The organism is Pseudomonas sp. SCB32, assembly GCF_009189165.1.
Classification (GTDB): Bacteria; Pseudomonadota; Gammaproteobacteria; order Pseudomonadales; family Pseudomonadaceae; genus Pseudomonas.
On record NZ_CP045118.1, the window covers coordinates 3,052,522 to 3,075,293 of the forward strand.

The 22,772-nt window shown below is 62.1% G+C and carries 22 protein-coding genes; 13 read left to right on the plus strand and 9 right to left on the minus strand.

Annotated features, from left to right (window positions below; genetic code table 11):
- Positions 1-65: 65 nt before the first annotated feature.
- The 7 genes from GA645_RS14215 to GA645_RS14245 form a co-directional block, all read right to left on the minus strand.
- Positions 66-542, minus strand: coding sequence for a 2,4'-dihydroxyacetophenone dioxygenase family protein (locus tag GA645_RS14215; protein WP_152223662.1), 477 nt, complete (start codon positions 540-542; stop codon positions 66-68).
- Between the two features lie 100 nt (positions 543-642).
- The gene (locus tag GA645_RS14220) at positions 643-1,437 is read right to left on the minus strand and encodes an SDR family oxidoreductase (protein WP_152223663.1); all 795 of its coding nucleotides are present in this window, start codon (positions 1,435-1,437) and stop codon (positions 643-645) included.
- 2 nt (positions 1,438-1,439) lie between these two features.
- Entirely contained in the window at positions 1,440-1,730 is a 291-nt protein-coding gene (locus GA645_RS14225; RefSeq protein ID WP_218572362.1) for a hypothetical protein, read from the minus strand.
- A 13-nt stretch (positions 1,731-1,743) separates the two neighbouring features.
- Positions 1,744-2,982, minus strand: coding sequence for a thiolase family protein (locus tag GA645_RS14230; protein ID WP_152223664.1), 1,239 nt, complete (start codon positions 2,980-2,982; stop codon positions 1,744-1,746).
- Positions 2,983-3,009: 27 nt separating this feature from the next.
- The gene (locus GA645_RS14235; protein WP_152223665.1) at positions 3,010-4,581 is read right to left on the minus strand and encodes a class I adenylate-forming enzyme family protein; all 1,572 of its coding nucleotides are present in this window, start codon (positions 4,579-4,581) and stop codon (positions 3,010-3,012) included.
- 107 nt (positions 4,582-4,688) lie between these two features.
- On the minus strand, positions 4,689-5,822 hold the full coding sequence (locus GA645_RS14240) for a trans-acting enoyl reductase family protein (protein WP_152223666.1): 1,134 nt from the start codon (positions 5,820-5,822) through the stop codon (positions 4,689-4,691).
- Positions 5,823-5,961: 139 nt separating this feature from the next.
- Positions 5,962-7,242, minus strand: coding sequence for an acyl-CoA dehydrogenase family protein (locus GA645_RS14245; protein ID WP_152223667.1), 1,281 nt, complete (start codon positions 7,240-7,242; stop codon positions 5,962-5,964).
- Between the two features lie 118 nt (positions 7,243-7,360).
- Here GA645_RS14245 and GA645_RS14250 point away from each other — a divergent pair, with 118 nt between their 5' ends.
- The gene (locus tag GA645_RS14250; RefSeq protein ID WP_256676153.1) at positions 7,361-8,230 is read left to right on the plus strand and encodes a helix-turn-helix domain-containing protein; all 870 of its coding nucleotides are present in this window, start codon (positions 7,361-7,363) and stop codon (positions 8,228-8,230) included.
- 123 nt (positions 8,231-8,353) lie between these two features.
- Here the strand turns inward: GA645_RS14250 and GA645_RS14255 are convergent, their stop codons facing one another.
- Positions 8,354-8,809 carry a glycine zipper 2TM domain-containing protein gene (locus tag GA645_RS14255; protein ID WP_152223669.1) on the minus strand — a complete coding sequence of 152 codons (456 nt, stop codon included), beginning with the start codon at positions 8,807-8,809 and terminating at the stop codon, positions 8,354-8,356.
- Positions 8,810-9,296: 487 nt separating this feature from the next.
- On the opposite strand from GA645_RS14255, the gene GA645_RS14260 reads away from it, so the two are divergent.
- From GA645_RS14260 to GA645_RS14280, 5 genes are all read left to right on the plus strand, one after another.
- A complete protein-coding gene (locus GA645_RS14260) occupies positions 9,297-10,508 on the plus strand; it encodes an OmpP1/FadL family transporter (protein ID WP_256676154.1) in 1,212 nt (403 codons plus the stop codon).
- Between the two features lie 209 nt (positions 10,509-10,717).
- Positions 10,718-11,314, plus strand: a complete 597-nt coding sequence (locus GA645_RS14265; protein ID WP_152223671.1) for a paraquat-inducible protein A — start codon at positions 10,718-10,720, stop codon at positions 11,312-11,314.
- Entirely contained in the window at positions 11,311-11,958 is a 648-nt protein-coding gene (locus tag GA645_RS14270; protein ID WP_152223672.1) for a paraquat-inducible protein A, read from the plus strand. Before GA645_RS14265 ends, GA645_RS14270 begins: the two co-directional genes overlap by 4 nt.
- Positions 11,939-13,579, plus strand: coding sequence for an intermembrane transport protein PqiB (locus tag GA645_RS14275; protein WP_152223673.1), 1,641 nt, complete (start codon positions 11,939-11,941; stop codon positions 13,577-13,579). Before GA645_RS14270 ends, GA645_RS14275 begins: the two co-directional genes overlap by 20 nt.
- A 28-nt stretch (positions 13,580-13,607) precedes the next feature.
- Positions 13,608-14,162: a membrane integrity-associated transporter subunit PqiC gene (locus GA645_RS14280; protein ID WP_152223674.1), complete on the plus strand. Its 555-nt coding sequence runs from the start codon at positions 13,608-13,610 to the stop codon at positions 14,160-14,162.
- Between the two features lie 139 nt (positions 14,163-14,301).
- Here GA645_RS14280 and GA645_RS14285 read toward each other — a convergent pair whose 3' ends face one another.
- Positions 14,302-15,285: an AraC family transcriptional regulator gene (locus tag GA645_RS14285; protein ID WP_152223675.1), complete on the minus strand. Its 984-nt coding sequence runs from the start codon at positions 15,283-15,285 to the stop codon at positions 14,302-14,304.
- A gap of 264 nt (positions 15,286-15,549) precedes the next feature.
- On the opposite strand from GA645_RS14285, the gene GA645_RS14290 reads away from it, so the two are divergent.
- From GA645_RS14290 to GA645_RS14320, 7 genes are all read left to right on the plus strand, one after another.
- Positions 15,550-16,332 (plus strand): transporter, encoded by a 783-nt coding sequence (locus GA645_RS14290; protein ID WP_178119626.1) that lies wholly within the window; start codon positions 15,550-15,552, stop codon positions 16,330-16,332.
- Between the two features lie 214 nt (positions 16,333-16,546).
- Positions 16,547-17,758: an OmpP1/FadL family transporter gene (locus GA645_RS14295; protein ID WP_256676155.1), complete on the plus strand. Its 1,212-nt coding sequence runs from the start codon at positions 16,547-16,549 to the stop codon at positions 17,756-17,758.
- Positions 17,759-17,840: 82 nt separating this feature from the next.
- On the plus strand, positions 17,841-18,161 hold the full coding sequence (locus GA645_RS14300) for a hypothetical protein (protein ID WP_152223678.1): 321 nt from the start codon (positions 17,841-17,843) through the stop codon (positions 18,159-18,161).
- A gap of 113 nt (positions 18,162-18,274) precedes the next feature.
- Positions 18,275-18,949 (plus strand): DUF3313 family protein, encoded by a 675-nt coding sequence (locus GA645_RS14305; protein WP_152223679.1) that lies wholly within the window; start codon positions 18,275-18,277, stop codon positions 18,947-18,949.
- A gap of 116 nt (positions 18,950-19,065) precedes the next feature.
- The gene (locus GA645_RS14310; protein WP_152223680.1) at positions 19,066-20,676 is read left to right on the plus strand and encodes a DUF1254 domain-containing protein; all 1,611 of its coding nucleotides are present in this window, start codon (positions 19,066-19,068) and stop codon (positions 20,674-20,676) included.
- A 102-nt stretch (positions 20,677-20,778) separates the two neighbouring features.
- A complete protein-coding gene (locus GA645_RS14315) occupies positions 20,779-21,369 on the plus strand; it encodes a hypothetical protein (RefSeq protein ID WP_256676156.1) in 591 nt (196 codons plus the stop codon).
- A 763-nt stretch (positions 21,370-22,132) separates the two neighbouring features.
- Complete coding sequence (locus GA645_RS14320) at positions 22,133-22,759, plus strand: response regulator transcription factor (protein ID WP_152223681.1); 627 nt, start codon at positions 22,133-22,135, stop codon at positions 22,757-22,759.
- Positions 22,760-22,772 lie beyond the last annotated feature (13 nt).

Below are 22,772 nucleotides of genomic sequence, written 5' to 3' on the forward strand. Positions count from 1 at the left end.
TCCGTTTCTTGTTTTAGGTAAGGAGCCCGCCGGGCGCGGAGGCCCGCGGGCCGGGGAGGGTGGGATCAGGCGGCGAAGCTGGTGATGTCCTTGGCTTCGATGCCATTGGCCTGGCAGTAGGCGAGGTACCGTTCGACGCCGCTCTTCCAGTTTTCGATGGCGAACAGGTTGTCGTTTTCGTCGAAGTACAGGAGGTCGCCCTGGGTGATGTTCAGGGTGATGATCTCGTCGCCGTACTCGGTCAGGGCGATGGGGGTATGGCGGGTGCCGGCGGTCTCGAAGACCACGCCACCTTCGCGGGAAATCCAGTCATGCTCGATGTATTTCCAGGCGCCCTTGATGGTGTAGACGATCACCGTGCCGGAATGATGGTGCTTGGGCAGTGTGGCCCCCGCCGGCACCTTGAGCAGGGTGATGGTTTCGCCTCGCACCGGGTCGCATTTGATGTACTTGAGCAGCACATCATTGCTGTAGGGGGCGAAGGGAATCCAGGGGAGATCCTCGTCATTGATGGCGGCAGTGTCGATCGATTCGTAAAGCATGGGGGAACGCTCCTTGGCACAGGTTCGACATGGGTTTGGAACTCGTGGTCGATTGTGCTGGGGGGGCCGACTGTTCACCCCCCTCTCACCCGGGGGTATCTCAGCTCAAGCGGCGCACCAGGGCCGGGTAGCTGTTGGGCAGCAAGCGCACCAGCCAGTAGATGGTGCGGGAGAGGTGTCCGGTGAGAATGCGTTTCCTGCCCTTGCGCAGGCCGCGGATGATGTCGGCGGCGCAGGTTTCCGGCGGGGTCACCAGCATCTTCTCCGCCTGGCCGGCGAATTTGTCTTCTTCGGCCCCCGCTGCCGCCACCCGCCGGCCGGCGCGCTCGATGTTGGTCCTGATGCCCCCCGGATGCACGCAGACCGCGCGCACTCCGGTGCCCTCCAGCTCCTGCCATAGGCATTCGGTGAGGCCGCGCACGGCGAACTTGGACATGTTGTAGGCGCTCTGGCAGGGGAAGGCGAGCAGGCCGAACACGCTGGAGATGTTCACGATGCAGCCTTCGCGCTGCTCCAGCATCATCGGCAGGAAGGCCTTGGTGCCGTAGAGCACGCCGTAGAGGTTGAGGTTCAGCTGCCACTCGTACTCATCCACGGAGGTATTGGCCACCGTGCCGACCACGGTGGCCCCCGCGTTGTTGATCACATAGTGGACGCCGCCGAAATCGCGCCGCACCTGCTCCGCGTGGGCGAACACCTCCGTGCGGGAACTGGCATCGAGTTTGTAGCCCTGGGCAGATGTATTGGCGGGCAGCAATCGCAGGGTTTCCTGCAGGGCGCTCTCGTTGATGTCGGACAGCGCCAGGCGCGCACCGGCCTGGGCGAGCTGCCGTGCCAGCGCGCGGCCGATACCGGAGCCGGCGCCGGTGATGACCACCACCTTGTTCTCGAACATGTTCATTTCCTCTGCAGAGGGTATTGGGCCGACATCGCATCGGTGTTCCGGCGCAGGGGCCACCAATGCAGGAAGCCGAACAGCAGTGTGAGCAGCAGGCTTGCGGCCAGGGAGCCCGGATAGCGGCGCACCGTACGCAGCATCAGCAGCGCTTCCAGCGCATGGCCGGCCAGCAGGATCGCGGCTGCATACAGCAGCGGCGTCTGCAGCCCGTACGGCAGGCGAGCGAACAGGCCGGCGAGGGCCAGTGCGTAAATGGCCAGGCAACCGGCCTTCAGGATCGTGCTTATCATCGGAGCCTCCTCGTCATTTGCTCAGGATGTGGATGGCCAGTGCGGCTTCCTCTACACCCTGCAGGCCGCCGCCGTTTTCCTGGATCGCATGGCGCGCGCCTTCTACCTGGCGAGCGCCGGCTTCCCCGCGCAATTGCGTCACCAGCTCATATAACTGGCCGATGCCGGTGGCGCCCAACGGGTGCCCCTTGGATTCGAGCCCGCCGGAGGTGTTGATCGGGATGCGTCCGCCAAGCGTGAAGTCGCCACGCTCGGCCGCCGGGCCGCCTTCTCCCAGGGGCGCCAGGCGAAGATTTTCCGCCTGGATGATTTCGCCCATGGCCGAGGCATCGTGCACCTCGGCCACATGCATGTCCTCCGGCCCCACGCCGGCCATCTCGTAGGCCAGGTCCGCGGCCCGCCGGCCGACATGCAGGTCCGGCCGCTCCAGGGGCCGGTGGCTGAAACTCTGGATCACGCTGGCGGCCACGCGGATGCAGCGGCTCCTGTCCGCGCCGATGCGCTTGAGACCCTCTTCGGTGCACAGGATGACCGCCGCCGCGCCGTCGGAGAGCGGGGCGCACATCGGCAGGGTGATGGGGTAGGTGATGGGCGGTGCGGCGAGGATTTCCTCCACCGAGAACGGCTGGCGGAACTGCGAGTAGGGGTTGTGTACCGAGTGGCCGTGGTTCTTGGCGGATACCGATGCGATCTGTCGCTGTGTGGTGCCGAAGGTCTTCATGTGGAAGCGGCACATGGCCGCGTAGATGGCCATGAACTTGCTGTACGGCCGATCCGATTCCGAGCCTTCGGGGATCTCCACCCCTTCGCCCATCTTCACCAGGGTCTGGTAATTCTCCTGCGCCCGCGAAACATCCCAGCCGCCCTCGAAAATGGCGAAGGCCTTGGCCTTGTCGGGAATGTTCATCTTCTCCGCACCCAGGGCCAGGGCCACGTCGGTGACGCCGGCCTTCAGGCTCTGCACGGCCAGGTTGACCGCGGAGCTGCCCGAGGCGCAGGCGTTCTCCACGTTGAAGATCGGGATGCCGCTGATACCGATCCTGCTGAAAACCACCTGCCCGGGGATGGAAATCTGCCCCTGCAACAGACCGTTGGTCATGCCCGAGTAGTAGGCCACGCCGATGTCGTCGCTGCGGCAGCCGGCATCCTTCAGCGCACTGTGCAGGGCCTCCCGGGCCAGGTCCTCGATGCTGCGGTCCGGATGCCGACCGAATACGGTCATGGCGATGCCGGCAATGTAGATAGTGCTCATCCTGTTCTCACCTTCTCGAGCCACTGCTCAGATGCTGCGGCGGGTGTCGGCCCAGTAGCGGGCACGGAGGTCCTTTTTCAGCACCTTGCCCACCGGGCTGCGCGGCAGTGCCTGGACGAAGTCCACCGACTTGGGCGCCTTCACGGAGCCGAGCTTTTCCTTGCACAGGGCGATCAGCGCCTGCGCGTCGATCTCCTGCCCGGCATTGAGCTCGACCACGGCCTTCACCGCTTCGCCCCAGTGCTCGTCGGGCACGCCGATCACGGCGCAGTCCTGCACCGCCGGATGGCTCCACAGCACCTGCTCGACCTCGCTGGGGTAAACGTTGAAGCCGCCGGAGATGATCATGTCCTTCTTGCGGTCGGTGATGTGCAGATAGCCGTCGGCGTCGATATGGCCGATGTCGCCGGTGTGCAGCCAGCCGTCACAGAGGGTCTCGGCGGTCTTGTCCGGAGCCTTGTAGTACCCCTTCATCACTAGGTCGCCACGCACGCAGATCTCGCCGCTCTCGCCCTGGGGCAGTATCTCGCCTGCGTCATTCATGATTTCGCATCCGATCAGCGGGCTGGGGCGGCCCACGGAGGACAGGCGCGCGTCGGAGGCGACCTTGCCGTCTGCGTCGAAGTGCTCGACAGGTCGCAGGAAAGCGATGGAGCCCGGCGCTTCGGTCTGACCGTATCCACCGGCCATGACCGGGCCGAAGGTTTCGATGGCCTGCTTGAGCTTCTCCACCGACATGGGCGCGGCGCCGTACATGAAGTATTTGAGCGACGAGAAGTCCACCTTGTCCTTCAGTTGCGGTATGTCCAGCAGTCGGTAGATCACCGTGGGCGGCAGGAAGAACTCCGTCACCCGGTATTGGGGAATCGCGGCCAGCAGCAGCGCCGGGTCGGGCTTGGTCACCACTACCACGGTGCCGCCCAGCGAGGTGCAGGGCAGGGACAACAGGCCGGCGGTGTGGGTCATGGGCGCGGCGGCCAGGTTGACCGGCCGCTCGTTGGCGGCGTAGGCGTTGCCCAGCAGGAAGTGCGCGCAGAAGGTCTGCACGCTGCGGTGCGTGTTCATCACGCCCTTGGGCGCACCGGTGGTGCCGCCGGTGGCGGAGACCATGATCACGTCGTCCAGGTCGACTGCCAGCTGGGGGCGATCGGCTGGCTGCCGCTCGACCCAGCGCGCGAGCGAAATGCTGCCGGCTACCCCGGTCGCCTCGCCGTCGATGCATACCCAGCGTCTGATCCGGGGAAGCTGCACCTGCAGGGTGGCGATGATGTCGGCGAAAGCCTGCTGGAAGAACAGGACCTCGCAATCGAAGGCGTCCAGTACGTAGCGATTTTCCTCGGCCGAATTGCGCGCGCCGACGGGAATCCAGCACAGGTTCGCGCGCCACAGTCCCAGGGTGCAGGTCCAGGCGCCGACATCGTTGCCGGCCCAGATGGCGCCCTTGGTTTCCTTGGGAAAGCCTTCCGCCAGCAGGGCATTGGCGATGCGGCAGGACTGTTTGCCCACCTCGTCGAAACTGTAGAGACGGTCGTCCTGGATGTAAGCGCTGCCCTGGGGGTTGCCCCGCCAGCCGCGGTCAAAAAAATCGATGATGGCCATGCATCTCTTCCTGATCTAACTCAATGGCGTTGGCGCCGGGGCGGCAGGGTTCTCCGCAAAGGGTGTCGAGTCCTTTGCGGGCCTGCGTCCCGGTATCTGGCGTGACGCTACAGGCGGGTGACGCTGGCGCGGGCCAGGCCGCGCTCTTCGAGGAAGCCCAGCAGGTAGCGATGGCCGAAGGCCTTGGAGCCGGAGGCGAAGCCGACCTTGTGGGTCTCGCCGTCGATCAGCTTGATCGCTGCCGCCGCCTGCAGGGCGCCGGTGGCGATATAGGCGGTGGTGCCGAAGACTTCGGCGCGCACGGCGGACAGCTGGCCGCGGCCGATGGCGGTGTCGACCATGCGTACCTGGGTGGTGCGCTCGCGCGGCGGCATGCTGGGCGTGGTGGATTCGACCACCTGCCTGATCACCGCATCCTGGTGCGTGCGCGGCAGGTCCTTGTATTCCTCCTCCCACTTGTAGCCCAGCTGATGCACGCTCTGCATGACGTTGTTGTCGTAGAAGCCGACGCAGGAAACGCAGCTGCGCACGCGGGGGTCGTTCTCGAAATAGATCGGCAGGGAGGTGCCGCCCCACGGCAGGGCGAAGACCGGCTGCATGAAGTGTGGCGAGGTGATCTGGAAGGAGGTGTGCGCCGGGTGCTCCTTCAGCTTACCGTCCCACAGATAGTGCTGCCTGGCGCGCAGCATCTCGAAGATGGAAGCGGTGGAGCCCACGGTGACGCCAGCCACGCCCTCGCGCGGGCCCCGGCACAGGGTGCTGGTTTCCAGGGCATCGATGCCCGGGTGTTCCAGGGCCAGTTCGGCGGCGATCTCGGCGAAGCTGTACATGTAGGCCAGCGACGGCGACACCAGCAGGCCGGCCTGGCGGTAGAGCTCGCCGAACTCGTCGCGCACCGCGCGGATGTACTCCTGCTCGCCGGTGGTGTCGATGTGGTGGCAGCCGGCCTTGAGCGCGGCCTCGACGGTGGTCAGCCCGTAGTTGACGAAGGGACCGACGGTGTTGCAGACCACCTTGGCGCCAGTGAAAGCCTTGGTCAGAGCATCCACATCGTGTTCGCACTCGATGATCTCGTAGGTGGCCGACTCCAGGCGCACCACCCGTTGCGCCATCATTTCCTGCACGCGCCGGGCGCTGCGGGCAACGGCGGTGAAGGGGATGTTCTGGTCGATCAGCCAGTCCATGATCAGCATGCCGGTGTAGCCACTGGCGCCATATACGACTACGGGATAGTTGGCCATCTCTTGTTTCCTCGAAGCTTTGTTGTTGTAGGAACTTCCCAGGCCGGAGCCGAACTCAGGCGGCCAGCGTCGGCGTGCAGCGCTGGCGTCGCCGACGAGTTTCCGGGGCAGGGGAGTTGGGGCGGTCAGGCAGGTGCAGTCAGTTCTGCGCCCAGCCTTCGGCATAAAGCTGCTGGGCGAGCAGGCCCAGGCGCATGGTCAGCACACGGTTCTCGCCGTCCTCGATCAGCGCGGCACGCGCATCACGGAACAGTTTCTCGATGGGGTATTCGCGGGAGGTGCCGGCGCCGCCGAACAGCTGCAGCGCCTCGTCCGCCACGCGCATGGCTTCCTCGGTGACCGTGACCTTGGCCGAGCCGGTGACATAGGGATGGCTGTTGGCGGACAGGCGTGCGTAGGCCAGCGAACGCCGCGCGGTGGCGCGTGCCAGTTCAACCCGGCGCAGCATGTCGCCCAGGCGATAGCGAGTGAGCTGGTGATCGATCAGCAGCCGGCCTCCCTGTTTGCGCTCATGGCAGTATTCCAGCGCCATCTCGAAGGCGGCACGGGCCAGCCCGGTGAACACCTGGGACATGTGCGTACCGGCATAGGACCAGGCGGAGGCCATGTTGCCGTAGTACTCGTCCTGCAGGGCAACGGCGTAGCGCTTGGGCACCCGCACGTTGTCGAAGTAGATCTCGCCCTGGGGCAGGGGGCGCTGGCCGATCTTGTCCAGGGGCCGGCCACGGCTCACGCCCGGCAGGTCCAGGGGCACTATCACGGCTATGCCGTGCGGGCGGCCATCGGCCTCGAAGAAACCGGAGCCGTAGTCCGCACCGATGTAGCAGAGGGCGACCTGCGCCACTGCGCCGTTGGAAACCCAGGCGGAGCACTGGCCATTGATGACGATGTCGTCGCCGCGCAGCTGGCCCCAGATATTACCCTTGTTGCCGGATTGGCCGGGGACCCACTCGCGGGCCATGTCGAACACCTGCACGTCGCTGCCTTTGTCGGGCTGGGTGATCATCCAGCAACCGATCTTGCCCGTGCACAGCTCCACCAGCTCCCGGTTGCCCGCTGCCACCGCCATCTGCAGCGGGAAGCCGGCGGCGCCGAGGGATACGCCAAGGCCCGCATCCCCCCAGCCCAGCTCCTCGCCGATCATGGACTCCACGCGAATCGCCATTGCCGGCGGCAGCTCGGTGAGCAGCTCGGGGCTCAGGCCCAGCTTGGCGTATTCGGCGAACACGCTGTAGTAGGCGGAGCCCGGCGCGACCACGTCACTGGCGCTCATCTTGTCCAGCTCGGCGCCGAGGGGACGCAGGACCTCGCGGGCGAAGCGATGCACCGAGGCCTGGATGGCGGATTCTTCTTCGCCCAGTGGAGTTTCGAAGCCGGTCAGGCCGACGTCGGGCAGGGTCAGGTGAGATTTCAGTTGCATGGTTTCCGCGCCTCGCGCTGTTCTTGTCGTGGTCGGAATAGTGCTCCTGATCGGCGCTGGTTCCTTTCAGCAATTGCGCGTATTTTTGTCAAAATACGCTCATCATGGAGTACGGCATTTGCTGCAATCCAACTGGCTGCAGGTGCGAGAGGAACTGGGGCAGAAACCCATTCTCGAGGGCACCATCGGCGGTGCGACTCCCCTGTTCGTGGAGCGCTACATGTACCAGACCATCGAGCGCACCGTGTCTGGATTGGGCTGCACCGGCCTGGTGAGCCAGTTTGGGGGCGGGCAAGTGCTGGAGGGCGAGCAGGATCACTGGCGCAGCCAGAACATCCCCACCAATACGTTGCTGATCCCGCGCGGAGCCGCCACTCATTGGCATTATTCGGGCACCGTGGATTTCGCTGTTTTCTACTTCCTCGAAGACGGCAACGACACCATGGCCAACCTTGAATCGCTGGCTGATGCGCGAGGCCAGCCCCTGTCGTTCAGCGACCCACTGGTGGGTGCCGCCGCGCAGCAACTGGTGAGCGAGTTGCACAAGGGCATGATGGCGGACCAGGCCTTCATGGCCCAGCTGGCGGCCGTGATGCTGGAGCAGACCTATCGTGTGCTGACGACGCCTGTCTGCGGTGGCATCAATCCGCGCCATGCGCACTTTCCGCGCTTGCAGGCGGTGCTCAACCACATCCACCAGAACCCGGCGGAGGACTTGTCCGCAGACGCCCTGGCTTGCCTGGCCGGCGTCAGCCAGGCGCATTTCCGCCGCCTGTTCCTGGAGGCGGTGGGCATGACGCCGCATCGCTATGTGCTGGCGGCGCGCCTGGAGCACGTGCGCAAGTTGTTGAGCCTGTCGGAGATGCCGCTGGTGCGCATCGCCCAGGAGTGCGGCTTCAGCAGCCAGAGCCACCTGACCGCCAGCTTCCGTGCGGCCCATGCGGTGACGCCGGCACAGTTCCGCGCCAGGCTGTCCAGACAGGGCTGACGGCGGCGGATATCCCGCGCCGTTCGGGGCGCGCAAACAAGAAGCCCCGCCGGGTGCGGCGGGGCTCCGAGACATCGGGATTGTGGCGATGCTGGCTGTCCAGCCGGCTCTTCCGCCGCCGGGTCAGCCCTGCGGCACGACGCGGGCGTCGCCGCCAGTGCCTTCGATGTAGACCGCCATGCCCTGGCTCAGGCCCTGATTGACCGGCTGGGTGACGGACACCAGTACGCCGCTCTTCATGCGGACAATGATCTGCTGCGCTTCCTGGGGCTGGTCATACTTCTTCTTCTCCGCATAGTTGCCGGCCAGGGCGCCGCCCAGAACGCCTGCGACCATGGCTACGTCGCGGCCGGTGCCCTGGCCGATCAGGCTCCCCAGGGCCGCGCCACCCACGCCGCCGAGCACGGCGCCGATCCCGCTGTCATGGTTGGTCTGCATCTGCGTCAGGGTGATCTGTTCGATGCGTCCGGTGCGAATTTCCATTTCACCCGGTCCGCCATTGCCTGGGCCAACATTGGCGCAAGCGGTCAGGGAAGCGGCGACGACGAGAGCGGCGATCCATGAAGTCATGGGTTTCATCATTAGGTTCCTCACAAAGGGCTGTTGCACTGGCAATCATTTTTTGTGTGATTTTCGAGTGCGGGTTCCATGCCATCCGGATGCTCAGTCCTGGCTGATCCGGATATCTGCTCCATTGAAATCGGCGCAGGCAACTGGAGCGTAGCGACGCAGCGTTGGCGTGGCTAGTCCATGAAGTGAAACACCGTTGATTCCCGTGACCGTTTGTTGCTCGTCAGTGCCGTCGGCGGGAATCGGGAGGCTGTTGACTGGCCCAGGCACCCAGATCCTCGCGCGGCTTTGTGATTAATGTCCCGTGGAAGTCGTTACGGTTTGGCCTGATTGCACTATGCTGGCGTTGGTTATTGATCTCGGCACGGTCCGGTGCCGACGCAGAATAAGAAGTACGACTTAATTCGGAAGGGATACCAGAATGAAGTATGCATTTGCCCCAGTCCTTGCGGTGGGTATGTTCGCTTTGCCTTTGTCGGCAATGGCCGGGGGAATCATGCTGTACGAGGTCGGCACCGATAACGTCGGGCTGGCCAACGCCGGTGCTGCTGCAAGGGCCCAGGGTCCCAGCACCCTGGCCAGCAACGTGGCGGGCATGGCCCTGCTGAAAGGCACCCAGATCACCGCCGCCGGGCAGTTGCTGCACAGCAACCTGGAGTTCCATACCGACTCGGATACCAACATCGACGGCGGCGACAGCGGTAACGCACTGGAGTGGCTGCCGGGCGGGAGCTTCTTCGTCACCCAGGAGTTGAACGATGGCTGGTCGGTCGGCTTCGCCGCGTACGGGGACTTCGGTCTCAGCCTGAACTACGACAACGACTGGCAGGGCCGTTACTTCCTGCAGAACGGCTCCATTGCCGGCATGACGTTGATGCCCTCGGTGGCTTACCGCATCAACGATCAATGGGCCGTGGGCCTGGGCGCGCGCGCCTTCTATGCCGCACTCGAATCGAAGATGGCGGTGGACAACGATCCCCTCGGCGTCCTGGATCGCCCTGATGGGCGCATGAAGTACAAGGACAACGATTGGGCCCTCGGCGGCAACCTCGGGGTGATCTACGAGCCCCGGGAAGGCACCCGGCTGGGCCTGAGCTATACCAGCGAAATCCACGTCAAGTTCGAGGATCGCATGGACCTGGAAGGGCTTGGCCCGGTCGCCACGACCGCGTTGGGCAACCGTGGTGTCCTCGATGCGAACACCAAGATCGATATGAATGTTCCGCAGACGCTGACGCTGAGTGTCTTCCAGCAACTCGATACGCAATGGGCCTTGCTGGGTAGCCTCGGCTGGCAGGACTGGTCGCGCTTCGACGAGATCGGAGTCGATCTGGACAGCGCCAATCCCCATTCGGCGACGCTGAATACCCATTACAAGGATACCTGGCATGCCTCCGTGGGCGCCCAGTATCGCTTCGATCCGCAGTGGCTGTGGAACATGGGCCTGGGCTACGACAGCTCCGCCGTCAGCGATCACAACCGTACCCTGACCGTGCCCACGAACGAAACCTGGCGCCTGGGCACCGGCTTCACCTATTCGCTGGATAAGAATACTGACATCAACTTCAGCTACGAATTGGTGTGGATGGGCGACATGTCTGTCGATCAGCAGAAGCCGTTGCCGCTCAACGATCCCAAGCGCGTCTCGGGCGAGTTCGACAATGCCTGGATCCAGGCCTTTGCCGCGAGCGCGACCTGGCACTTCTGATGGAGTGCAAGCCTGCTGACCGATGCGGCCGCATCCCAAGGCTCGGGCAGCTTTAGGGGCGCTTGAGAGCGGGGTACGTCGTATGCGCAGATGAGACGCTCCATCGGCGTTTCGCCCGCACATTTCGAACCACTCGGATTGCCACGGAAGCTGAATTCAAGGGTCCTGACGTACCCGTCGGCCGCTGGAGTCACTGTATGGACACCCGCATGCCCCAGACCAACGACCTGATCATCTGTGAATACTGCGACGCCGTATACCAGCGCGCGCCGCTGCAACGTCACCAGCGTGCGCTGTGTGTGCGCTGCGGTGGGGTGCTACAGCGCCACGTCGCGCTGACCGTCGAGCAGCGCCTGGCACTGAGTCTGACGGGCGCGGTGTTGCTGGCCTTCGCCAATTTCTATCCGGTGATGACGATCGGCATGCAGGGAATTCGCAATTCGGCGACCCTCTGGGACTCGGTGTTGATCCTCAGCACCGGCAACATTACCTTCATCGCCCTGGTGGTGGCCCTGGCCGTCATCATCGCGCCGGTGCTACAGGTGGCGCTGCTCATCTGGCTGCTGGGTTTCGCTCTGCGCGAGCGCCGCGCGCCCGGCTTCGCCCTGTGCATGCGCGCGCTGGAGGGCGTGCGGCCGTGGAGCATGCTGGAGGTCTGCCTGCTCGGAACCCTGGTGGCGGTCATCAAGCTGGCTGGGCTGCTGGAGGTGATCCCCGGCATCGGCCTGATCGCGCTGGCCGCCCTGAGCATGCTGCTGATCTACGTGGCTGGACGCGATATCCGCGACCTCTGGGGGCAAGTGTGAGTGAACCGCCGCTGGCCGCGGAACTGAACCTGCGCCTGTGTCATGGCTGCGGCCATGCTTGCAACCTCGCACGGCAGATGCACCAGTGCGAGCGCTGCGGGGCCCCGTTGCACGCCCGCAAGACCGATGCCATTACCCGTGGCTGGGCCTTCCTGGTGGCAGCACTGGTGTTCTACGTGCCGGCCAACCTGCTGCCGGTGATGCGTACGGAAATGCTCGGGCAGGGCGCCGACAGCACCATCGGCGGCGGGGTGCTGGAGTTCTGGGAGGCGGGTGCCTGGGACATCGCGCTGATCATCTTCATCGCCAGCGTCGGCGTACCGGCGATAAAGTTCTTTTCCCTGGGGCTGCTGCTGTTCACCGCCCAGCGCCGCAGCGCCTGGGCTCGCCGGCAGCGCTCGCAGCTGTACCGTTTCGTCGAGCTGATCGGCTACTGGTCGATGCTCGACGTGATGGTCGTCGCGCTGGTCGCCGCCCTGGTGCAGATGCAGGGTTTGGGCACCATCGAGCCGCGCCCCGGCATCCTGTTCTTCGGCATGGTGGTGGTGCTCACCATGCTTTCGGCCATGAGTTTCGATCCACGTTTGATCTGGGACAGCGATTCGCAGAAGGGAGACAAGGTCAATGGTGCAGGACGCCGCTGAGCAGTCGCAGCCAGGACAGGGGGAGGTGCAGACCCGTCGCTGGAGCGTATCGCTGGTGTGGATAGTGCCGATCGTGGCAATGCTGATCGGTGCGTCGCTGGTGGTCCGCAGCTGGCTGGCGGAAGGGCCGGTGATCTCGATTTCCTTCCACACCGGCGAAGGCCTGGTGCCGCACAAGACCCAGGTGAAGTACCGCAGCGTGGTGATCGGCGAGGTGACTTCGGTCGAGCTGGCGCCCGATCGCAAGAGCGTGATCACCAAGGTCCAGCTGTCCAAGGAGGCCGAGTCGTTCGCCCGACGTGGCGCCCAGTTCTGGGTGGTTCGGCCGCGTATTGGCATTGGCGGTGTTTCCGGAGTGGATACGCTGCTGTCGGGTAATTTCATCGGTGCCGATTCGGGTGATTCGAAGCTCTCGGAAAGGAGCTTCATCGGCCTCGAGTCGCCGCCGCCGATCACCTACGGCGAGAAGGGCAAGCGCTTCATGCTCAGTGCAGACGACCTTGGCTCGCTGGATATCGGCTCGTCGATCTACTACCGGAAGATCCCGGTGGGGCAGGTGGTGTCCTATGCCCTGAAGCCGGACGGCAAGGGCGTGGACATCGGTATCTTCGTCAACGCTCCCTACGACGTCTTCGTCACCCAGAACACGCGCTTCTGGAACGCCAGCGGTGTCGACGTGGCCGTGGACGCCAACGGCCTGCGGGTCAATACCGAATCCATGTCCTCGATCCTGGTTGGCGGCCTGGCCTTCGGCAGCCCGCCGCATACGGTCGATGCTGCGCCGGCGGTGGACCAGCAGGCGTTCCAGCTGTTCGGTGATCGCGAGACGGCACTGGCGCCACCCTCCGGCAAACCGGTCTACCTGAGCCTGCGCTTCGACCAGACCACGCGCGGCCTGTCAGTGGGCGCGCCGGTGGAATTCATGGGAGTGGAGTTCGGCAAGGTCACCTCGGTGCAACTGGACTATGACCCGGCCACGCGGAGCTTCCCGTACATGGTCGAGGCGGTGGTCTATCCGAAGCGACTGGGCCCGATCCACCAGAAGATGCTGCAGATCTTCCATCACACGCCGGAGGATGAAGCGGGTACCCGGGACCTGGTGCGCACCTTCATCGAGCGTGGCCTGCGCGCCCAGACCCGCAGCGGCAACCTGATCACCGGGCAGAAGTACATCTCCCTGGACTTCTACCCCGACGCCCCGCCAGTGGCGTTCAACGACACGGCCCAGCCATTTTCCATTCCCACCATCCCCAGCAACCTGGAGAAGCTGCAGGAACAGTTGCAACAGGTGGTGGAGCGCATCAGCAAGCTGCCGCTGGAGCGTATCGCCAACAACCTGGATGGCAATCTGCGCGAGCTGCAGAACAGCCTGAAGCAGTTCAACAGCCAGACCCTGCCCGGCGTGAGCAGCACGCTGGCCGAGGTCCGGCAGACCTTGCAGGCGGCCAACTCGGCGCTGGCGGCGGACTCTCCGCAGCGTGAGCAACTCAGCGTAACGCTGGACGATCTGGATCGCACATCGCGCTCGTTGCGTGACCTCTCCGACTACCTCAGCAGGCACCCCGAATCGCTGATTCGCGGCCGCCCGAAGTCCGCGGACGCGAACAACCTGCAACCCTGATTGCGCATTGCCAAAGGAGTGAATTCAGATGCCGAAGCTGCCGACGCTGTTGATTGCCGGCCTGCTCCCGTTGTTCTGGGGATGCAGCAGCGCGCCCCTTCATTATCACACGCTGGTGCCGTCGCAGCCGGGGCAGCAGGGCAGTGCGAACATTCGGATCGAACGGGTGAGCCTGCCGCCGCAGGTGGATCGCTCGCAGATCGTGGTACGTCAGGGGAGCAGCGGACTGGTCATCCTGGAGACCGAATGGTGGGGCGCCAATCTTACGGACGAGTTCCAGAGCGCGCTACAGGACCAGCTCGGCGCGCCCGCCGGTGGTGCCGCGCCCACACTGTTGCGCGTGGACGTGCAGCGCTTCGACTCGGTCCCCGGCAGCTATGCATTGCTGGATGCCACCTGGCGCCTGAAGCGCCCGGGGGAGCAGAAGGGCCTCATCTGCCGCACCACCGTACAGACGCCCGCGGACAACCGGGTGGAGAGTCTGGTGAGCGCGCACCAGGCCAATCTGCGCAAACTCGCCGGAGCCATCAGCCTGGCCGGGAGCGGCCCGCTGGCAGGACGTTGTCCTGCCAGCGGGCGCTGAAGCGCGCGGGCAACCCTATAATTCAGTTCCAGCCGCCCCCAGTCCGATGGCGTGTGAGGGAAAAATGCCCACCCCTTCTCCAGTTGCGCAATGCACTTATTTGACCACCTGATTGCATTCGACTTGACCAGGCATTTTCTCATGTCGACTTCAAGGTATTTGATGGAAGCTCTGCGAATGCTCTGCGGTAGTCCATTGCGAAATTACCGAGATTGCTGAACCCACATTGTGAGGCGACTGCTGCCACGGTTGTGCCGGGCGAGGCGTGTAACAGCATCTGGCGCGCATGGCGAAGGCGTACCTGCTTGACGAAGCCCATCGGAGAGTAACCGCGGCTTTTCCTGAATGAGTAGAACAAGCTGCGAACACTGACATTTGTAAGCTGCGCCAGATGCTCCACGGTGATGGGCTGATCCCAGTGTGCTTCGATATATTCCTCGGCGAGCCGGACCGTCCTGGGGGCAACTTCCCGCTGGACACTCAAGGCGTCGCTGAAGTTGTGGTTGCTCGCCTTGAGGAGCATAACGATGAGCGCCTGCTCGATCTCACTCAGGGCAATCAGCGGAAGTTCAGTTTCGCGCGTCTCAGCCTCGTTAATGAGGAACCACAATAATCTCCACCATTGCCTACCGATAGGGCTCTCTAGATTGAGCGTAGGGTCGATGGCAATGCTGCCATTGACTTCGGCTCCAATCAGGCTGGTGAGCTTCCGAGCTACAACAGCGGCGTCGAGTAGAAGCGCAATCTCTTCAAAATCAGGGGCGGTATGCAGAGCGGTTCGCTCCCCCGGCGACGCAATCAGACCTTGTCGAGCTTTGAGGCCTACTACTTTTCCTCGTGTTTCTCCCCATCCGTCCCCGGTAAGGCCGATGGGAATCGCATAATGGGCTGAAGCACTGGAATAGTGGATCTGATCGACTGCTGTTGTGAAGCTTACGTAGGAGATTGCAATATCATTGAGTTGACAATGGTTGCCGTAGGCATAGAAACGTTCGTGCTCGCATGGAACTGAAAAGCGGAGCTCCCCATAGAAGGGTTGCGCAGCAGCTCTCATCTCTTCGACATCGTTGGTGCGAATGACCATAAAGCGGTCAAGCGGCTTCTTATCTGCTTCAGTTCCCATTGGCGTTCCCTGCGATCCTACGATGCACTATTGCACAATCTGGATGGGATTTGCATTTTACGGGTAGACGGCGTCTTTCTGGAGCAAGAGTATCCGTGTAAACGGCGGGGCCGCCGGCATCGAGTCACCCGGTCCTGCGTGTTGGGTCCGAGCAGGGAAGGGTTATAGCGTGCGCTACGTATATGCGAGCCACGACTATTGGATCTACAGAGGCGGGGTATTGAGTTGAAACAACAAGAAAATCTTCAGGTTTCTTTTGTATTCATCATCACCCTAGCTTTATGCGGCGAGGCTGCAGGGGCTGATGATTCGGCAGAGCTGGCAAAGAAGGCATTAAACCCTGTCGCGGACATGTATAGCCTGCCGGTGCAATACAACTGGGACCAGAAAATGGGACCCACGGGCGAGGGCATGCACAGCGTTACGAATATTCAGCCGGTCCTGCCATTTACACTGAATGACGAATGGAACCTCATTTCCCGCACGATTCTTCCGGTTATTGACCAGCATGGTTTGGCACCGGGTAGCGTGGCGGACAAGTCCGGCATCGGTGATGTAACGCAGAGCTTCTTCTTCTCGCCGAAGAACGCCACGGAGAGTGGCTGGATACTGGGTGCCGGGCCGGTACTGTTGATTCCTACTGGCAGTGACGAACTATTGAGCAGCGAGCAATGGGGGGCCGGTCCGACAGCTGTCGCATTGAAACAGTCGAACGGCTGGACGCGTGGCATCCTGGCAAATCACATCTGGGGAATGGACGGAAGTCCGCCGGATGATAAGGACAAGGTCAATCAGACGTACCTTCAACCCTTCTTTTCATACACCACCAGCACCTATACAACCTACGGCATAAACACTGAGTCCACTTACGATTGGCAGTCTCGTGAATGGTCAGTGCCGGTCAACCTGACCATTACCCAATTGCTCAAGATCGACGGGCAGCCACTTACAGTACAGGCAGGGCCGAGATACTGGCTGGATAGTCCCGAGGACGGACCGCAAGGGTGGGGCTTCCGCGCTGCGGTGACCCTGTTGTTTCCACGTTGAAAGAACCCTGCTGATGACTTTGATATCGATGGGGTGAATGGCAAGAGCGGGGACTGACTTCCTGCCCTTGTTTAGAGTTTGCAGATTATCGAGCCAGCTTTCGTTAAAAGTCCGACAGGCTTTGGACAAGGATAAAAAAATGAAGTTTGCCTTTGCCCCAGTTCTTGCGGTGGGTGTGTTTGCTTTGCCAGTGTCGGCGATGGCCGGGGGAATCATGCTGTACGAGGTCGGTACCGATAACGTTGGCCTGGCCAACGCCGGTGCCGCCGCCCGGGCCCAGGGGCCCAGCACCCTGGCCAGCAACGTGGCGGGCATGGCGCTGTTGAAAGGCACCCAGATCACCGCCGCCGGGCAGTTGCTGCACAGCAACCTGGAATTTCATACCGACTCGGACACCAACATCGACGGCAGTAATAGCGGCAATGCCCTGGAGTGGTTGCCGGGCGGGAGTTTCTTCGTCACTCAGGAGCTGAACGACGGTTGGTCGGTGGGCTTCGCCGCGTACGGGGACTTCGGTCTCAGCCTCAACTACAACAATGATTGGCAGGGCCGTTACTTCCTGCAGAACGGCACCATTGCCGGCATGACGCTGATGCCCTCGGTGGCGTATCAGATCAACGATCAATGGGCCGTGGGCCTGGGTGTGCGTGCCTTCTATGCCGCGCTCGACTCGAAGCTGGCGGTGGACAACGATCCCTACGGCGTCCTGGATCGCCCCGATGGGCGCATGAAATACAAGGACAACGACTGGGCCCTTGGTGGCAACGTCGGGGTGATCTATGAGCCCCGGGAAGGCACCCGGCTGGGCCTGAGCTACACCAGCGAGATCCACGTCAAGTTCGAGGACCGCATGGATCTGGAAGGGTTGGGGCCAGTTGCCACGACCGCGCTGAGCAACCGTGGTGTGCTCAATGCGAACACCCAGCTCGACATGAATGTCCCGCAGACCCTGACGCTGAGTCTCTTCCAGCAGCTCGATCCGCAATGGGCCTTGCTGGCGAGCCTCAACTGGCAGGACTGGTCGCGTTTCGGTGAAATCGGGATCGACCTGGACAGCCCCAATCCTCATTCGGCCACCCTGGAAGCGGACTACAAGGACACCTGGCATGCCTCGGTGGGCGCCCAGTACCGCTTCGATCCGCAGTGGCTGTGGAACATGGGGCTGGGCTACGACAGCTCCGCCGTCAGCGACCACAACCGTACCCTGACCGTACCCATGAGCGACACCTGGCGTCTGGGCACCGGCTTCACCTATTCGCTGGACAAGAATACTGACATCAACTTCAGCTACGAACTGGTGTGGATGGGCGATATGCCCATCGATCAGCAGAAGCCGCTGCCGGCGAATGATCCCAAGCGCGTTTCGGGCGAGTTCGACGATGCCTGGATCCAGGCTTTCGCCGCAAGCGCGACCTGGCGCTTCTAGTCACGCTATAGCGGCTCTTACCCGTCTCGCCAGGCCCAATTTCAGCGCCGGGCGATCTGCATGCCATTGGAGGGTCAATCCCATGCGTCGCATTCGATTCGCTGCTGTCCTTCTTCCCATCGCCAGTCTGGTTGCTTGCGTTTCCAATGAGCAGTTCCTGGCTTCTAATCAGGATGCGGCTACCAAGGCTGCAACCAGTCGTGCGTCCTTCGACCTCAATTGTCCGAGCGTTACTCCGACAATACTTTCAAACAAGGTCATCGAGACTCGATTTGGCTATGCCCGTACCGAATACACCATCGGTGCGCGTGGTTGCGGTAAGCAGGCCGTGTATCTGGCCTACTGTCTGGATGCCCATAACTGCAATGCGATAGATGACAGTACTCAAGCGGCTAAGCTGTAGCGCTTTCGCTTGATAGGCCCAGTGTTCCTCGAGGTGAGTGTTTTTATTGAATCAGACTGCTGTTTCGTCAGCGGCTCAGTGCTTTCCATACTTCCATGAATAGGATTCAAATAATGAAATCCAAGCTTGTGCTTGTTGCCTTGTGCGCCAGTTCTCTCATGCTCTCCGGTTGTGCCAGCAAGTATGTCGAGCCGGACCAGTATTCCGGTTTCCTCAAGGACTACAGCATCCTGAAGGAGGAAAAATCTCCCTCTGGCGCTGACGTGATGCGCTGGGTTGAGCCCGGCCTGAACAGCAACAGCTTCACCAGCGTGTACATCGAGCCCAGCCAGCTCTACCCGCAACCCCAGGCCACGGAGCAGGTTCCGCAGAGTACGCTCCAGGGGGTTACCCAGTATTACGACCAAGCGTTGAAGCGCGAGGTCTCCCAGGTATTGCCGCTGGTCTCCACGCCTGGCCAGGGCACCCTGGTCGTGCGTCCGGCGATCACCGCGGTCAGCGCCAAGACCGAGGGTCTGAAACCCTACGAAGTCATCCCGATCGCTCTGATCGTCGCGGGCATCACCACTGCCACCGGGCATCGTGACATGGACACCGACATTGCCACCGAAGCGGCCTTCCTGGATGGCGGCAGCGGCAAGCTGGTGGCCGAGGTCGTACGCAAGGGCGCCGGCACCGAGCTGGAAAATTCGTCCCAGGTGATGACGGCGAAGGATGCCAAGCCTGTCCTGGATGCCTGGGCTTCGGACCTAGCCAAGTCGATCCGGGCGATTCAGAACGTACAGTGAGTTTGAGAGCGGTCATCGGGCAGTCTCTGAAAAACGAGACTGTCTCCGCTATCGAATTCAGGAACCTGCCATTCAACGGGAACACAGCGATGCAAACCTGCCCTGAAAAAAAATCCATGCTCACTCACTGCGTGCGCGTTGCCGGCGCGCTGGGGATGTCCTTCGCGCTCACCTGTTCGGCAACCGAGCAAGCCGCGATTCCGCCGTCGCTGGTGACGCCGGACAGCGTCGAAACCAGCTTCGGCTCACTCAAGTTCCGCGATGGCGTGCCTGACGCGGAAACAGCAGCGAAGCTCTACGAAGAACACGATTTCAGCCTGGCCTACCGTGCCTTCATGGACAACATGCGCGGCGTCAGCATCCTGTCGTTGCGCAAGGGGATGCAGAGCCTCGGCGTGAAGGACAACGAGGTCCTCATCTTCTCCGAGCTGATGGACTCCAAGTCGCTGTTCCTCACGGCCAACGCCGACACCGTTTATGTCATGGGCTCTATCGACCTCAGCAAGGGGCCGGTGGTGATGGAAGCGGCGCCCGAGCTGCTGGGGGTCGTCCAGGACGCCTGGTTCCGCTGGGTGACCGACGTCGGCGTGCCGGGGCCGGACCGTGGTGTCGGCGGCAAGTACCTGATCGTTCCTCCGGACTACAAGGGGCCGCTGCCGCAGGGCGGGTTTTTCGTGGCCCATGCCCGCACCAATCACGTGCTCTGGTTCGGTCGCTCCTTCCTGAAGGACCACAGCGATCCGAAGCCGGTTGCCGAGACGATCCGCAAATTCACCAGGATCTATCCCTATGAGCCGGGCGGCGTCGGTACCCCGCTGGCCGAGTTCCTGGCCGGCAAGGCACCGCTCGGACGTCCCGCGCCGGTGCCGGCGACCGTATTCCACGAGGGCAGCGGCAAGGTGATGAACACCGTGCCGCCGAGCGACTGGACCTTCTTCGAGATGCTCAACCAGATCGTGCAGGAGGAGCCGGCGACGTCGCTGGACCCTGAGCTGATGGGACCGATTGCCGCCCTGGGCATCGTCAAGGGCAAACCCTTTGCGCCTGACGAGCGCATGAAGGGCATCATGACCCGCGCGCTTGCGGTGGGTAACGCCACGGCGCGCACGCTGTTCATGAGTCCGCGTGATCCGAGCTGGTTCTACTACCCGAAATCCTCGTGGTTCAATTTCCTGTTCGAGACCGGCTACGAGTTCGAGACACCGATTCCGATGATCACGAAGGAGGGCGTCAAACCCTTCCCGGACACCGGCTACCGCACCATGGATGCGCGCACCAACTTCTTCTACGGCATTACCGGCATCACGCCGGCCATGGCCATGCGTCTGCCTGGCGTGGGCTCGCAGTACCTGCTGGCGACCATGGATGGCGAGAAGCAGCATTTCGACGGCGGCAAAACCTACAAGGTGACCCTGCCCAAGGGGATTCCCGAGGCGAATTTCTGGTCGCTGACCGCCTACGACAACATGACCCGCTCGATGCTCGAGACGCCCCAGCGCTTCCCGCGTGCCGGCAGCCAGAGCTATCCGTCGCCCGCGGCCGAAGCCGGTTCCGATGGCGCCACCACGGTGTATTTCTCGCCGGAACAGCCCAAGGGCGTGGCGCGTGGCAACTGGATTCAGACCATGCCGGGCAAGGGCTGGTTCGTCGTTCTGCGTCTGTACAGTCCGCTCGAGCCCTTCTTCACCAAGCAGTGGCGGCCGAGTGAAATCGAGTTGGTCAAATAGCCTTCAGCTCTGCAACACCCTCGGCAATCCCCCGCCAGGACGGCGGGGGATTGCCTGCTGTCCCAGGAATCCCACCGTACCGAGCCCAAGGAGGGTTCAACCATGCATCTCCTCAAATCTCTGCCGATGATCGGCGCCCTGGCCCTGGCGATCGCCGCTCCGGTGATGGCCGCCGATATTCCGCTGGGCGTGACCGTCGAGTCCGACGAGATCGTGACCAAGGTCATTTCCGTCGATGCCAAGGATCGTCGCGTCGTCGTCGAGGGCGTAGCGGGCAAGCCCGTTACCGTCCAGGTGACCGATGTGGCCCAGGACCTGGGGCATTTGAAGTCGGGTGACCACATCGCAGCGCTGGTCGTGCATTCGGCTGCGTTCGATCTGGATACCCAGGTTCAGACCCAGGCGCCGGGTGGTTTCACGGAAGAGGGCATTGCCCTGGCCACGCCGAGCAACCCGCATCCGGGCGGCGATGCCTTCCGCATGGCGCGCGTGCAACTGAAGATCATCGGCATCAACCTGAAGAAGCACGAGCTCACCTTCGAAGGGCCGAATGGCACCAACAAGGTCATCTCCGTGGAGGATCCGAAGCTGCACAGCAAGATGGGCGCGCTGAAGGTCGGGCAGACGCTCAACGTGACCTACGAGGACACCCTGCAGATCATCACTGCTCATCCCGCAAAGTCCGTTAATTGATGTCTGCGGAGTACCTGCCACAGGTACTCCATCTCTTGCTGCTCATTGCTGCCCAAACCGCCGCCCATACTCTTGGCAGAATCGACTGAGACGAGCGTCCCCCCTCGAGGGGGGTAATGGGAGTACTGAACGATGAACGCATCGCTGGTAAGGGGCATAGGCAATCGTCGCAGCAGGGAGATCGGCGGTTGGTGAACTCCTGTATCGAATGCAGCCTGTGTACAGCTTCGTAGCGGCAATCTGATTGCCATACTGGTGCTTCCGAGTCGGCACTGGAGCCGATCTCCCAGTTCGAGTCATTTCATCTCTAACGGCTAATATTTTTGGGAAGTTTCCTACAAGAAATTGGGCGGTGACCTATAAATCACTATGGCGCCATTTCTCGAAAATGCGGCGTTTTCTTACATCACCGCATTCGTGTAGGCATCCGATTGCTAGGACACCGTCTATTGACCTCTGGTTTGACCTTGGATCAGGTCAGCCGCCTGCTCTGGAGGAGTATCTGGGGATGTTGGGCTACAAACCCACTGCTAGTAGCGATGCCTGATCCAGAATCAGCACGCGAATCGGCATAGCTGCTCGCCCATAGACTGGACCCACGTCTGAGCACTGGCTGGTTAGTAACATTTTTTGCATGGATACGTTTGTAAGTAAGACGCCTAGTGATTTGGCGTTTCGGATTTGGTTACGCTCGGTCCATCGCGTCGATTCTATTGACGGGGCGATGTACTGATGCCGATGTCTGCATACGGAGCAGTAGTAAATGCCGAGAGTTCTGATCGTGGATGACCACCCCTTCGTTCGGGCTGGAGTAAAGCTGGTTCTGAGCCAAGAAGGCTTCGAGGTAGCAGGCGAGGCAGATAATGGTATTGATGCAGTGCAGATGGCCCGTGACTGCTCGCCAGATCTTATAGTTCTGGACATCTCCATCCCACGTCTAGACGGTCTGGAGGTAATTGGTCGGCTTAATGGCGCTGCATCCGGTATCAAGGTTCTGGTGTTGACCTCCCAGTCGGCTGAATGCTTTTCCCCGCGCTGCTTGAAGGCCGGTGCATCGGGCTTCGTCTCTAAGTCCGGCGATTTAAGTGAATTGGTTCGAGCAGCCAAAGCTGTTATGGACGGCTATACCTATTTTCCAGCAATCGCCGTCAACTCGGTACGCCGGACCGACATAGATGCCACCGAGGCTGATCGTATCGCCTTGCTTTCTGATCGAGAGCTGATGATTCTTCAGCATTTGGCGCGAGGGCTTTCTAATAAGGAAATTGGCGATGCCATTTTGCTGAGCAATAAGACAGTTAGCACATATAAGGCGCGAGTAATAGAGAAACTCAATGTCAGGACGCTTGTGGATCTTGCTGACTTGGCACGGCGCAATAATCTGATCTGAACATAGACGTGAG

Coding starts and splice junctions, on each gene's coding strand:
- GA645_RS14320 (WP_152223681.1), top strand. CDS start 22,133: ATGCCGAGAGTTCTGATCGTGGATGACCACCCCTTCGTTCGGGCTGGA.
- GA645_RS14265 (WP_152223671.1), top strand. CDS start 10,718: ATGCCCCAGACCAACGACCTGATCATCTGTGAATACTGCGACGCCGTA.
- GA645_RS14230 (WP_152223664.1), bottom strand. CDS start 2,982: ATGAGCACTATCTACATTGCCGGCATCGCCATGACCGTATTCGGTCGG.
- GA645_RS14220 (WP_152223663.1), bottom strand. CDS start 1,437: ATGTTCGAGAACAAGGTGGTGGTCATCACCGGCGCCGGCTCCGGTATC.
- GA645_RS14215 (WP_152223662.1), bottom strand. CDS start 542: ATGCTTTACGAATCGATCGACACTGCCGCCATCAATGACGAGGATCTC.
- GA645_RS14305 (WP_152223679.1), top strand. CDS start 18,275: ATGAAATCCAAGCTTGTGCTTGTTGCCTTGTGCGCCAGTTCTCTCATG.
- GA645_RS14285 (WP_152223675.1), bottom strand. CDS start 15,285: ATGGGAACTGAAGCAGATAAGAAGCCGCTTGACCGCTTTATGGTCATT.
- GA645_RS14295 (WP_256676155.1), top strand. CDS start 16,547: ATGCTGTACGAGGTCGGTACCGATAACGTTGGCCTGGCCAACGCCGGT.
- GA645_RS14235 (WP_152223665.1), bottom strand. CDS start 4,581: ATGGCCATCATCGATTTTTTTGACCGCGGCTGGCGGGGCAACCCCCAG.
- GA645_RS14240 (WP_152223666.1), bottom strand. CDS start 5,822: ATGGCCAACTATCCCGTAGTCGTATATGGCGCCAGTGGCTACACCGGC.
- GA645_RS14280 (WP_152223674.1), top strand. CDS start 13,608: ATGCCGAAGCTGCCGACGCTGTTGATTGCCGGCCTGCTCCCGTTGTTC.
- GA645_RS14310 (WP_152223680.1), top strand. CDS start 19,066: ATGCTCACTCACTGCGTGCGCGTTGCCGGCGCGCTGGGGATGTCCTTC.
- GA645_RS14255 (WP_152223669.1), bottom strand. CDS start 8,809: ATGAAACCCATGACTTCATGGATCGCCGCTCTCGTCGTCGCCGCTTCC.
- GA645_RS14245 (WP_152223667.1), bottom strand. CDS start 7,242: ATGCAACTGAAATCTCACCTGACCCTGCCCGACGTCGGCCTGACCGGC.
- GA645_RS14260 (WP_256676154.1), top strand. CDS start 9,297: ATGCTGTACGAGGTCGGCACCGATAACGTCGGGCTGGCCAACGCCGGT.
- GA645_RS14225 (WP_218572362.1), bottom strand. CDS start 1,730: ATGATAAGCACGATCCTGAAGGCCGGTTGCCTGGCCATTTACGCACTG.
- GA645_RS14275 (WP_152223673.1), top strand. CDS start 11,939: ATGGTGCAGGACGCCGCTGAGCAGTCGCAGCCAGGACAGGGGGAGGTG.
- GA645_RS14300 (WP_152223678.1), top strand. CDS start 17,841: ATGCGTCGCATTCGATTCGCTGCTGTCCTTCTTCCCATCGCCAGTCTG.
- GA645_RS14315 (WP_256676156.1), top strand. CDS start 20,779: ATGCATCTCCTCAAATCTCTGCCGATGATCGGCGCCCTGGCCCTGGCG.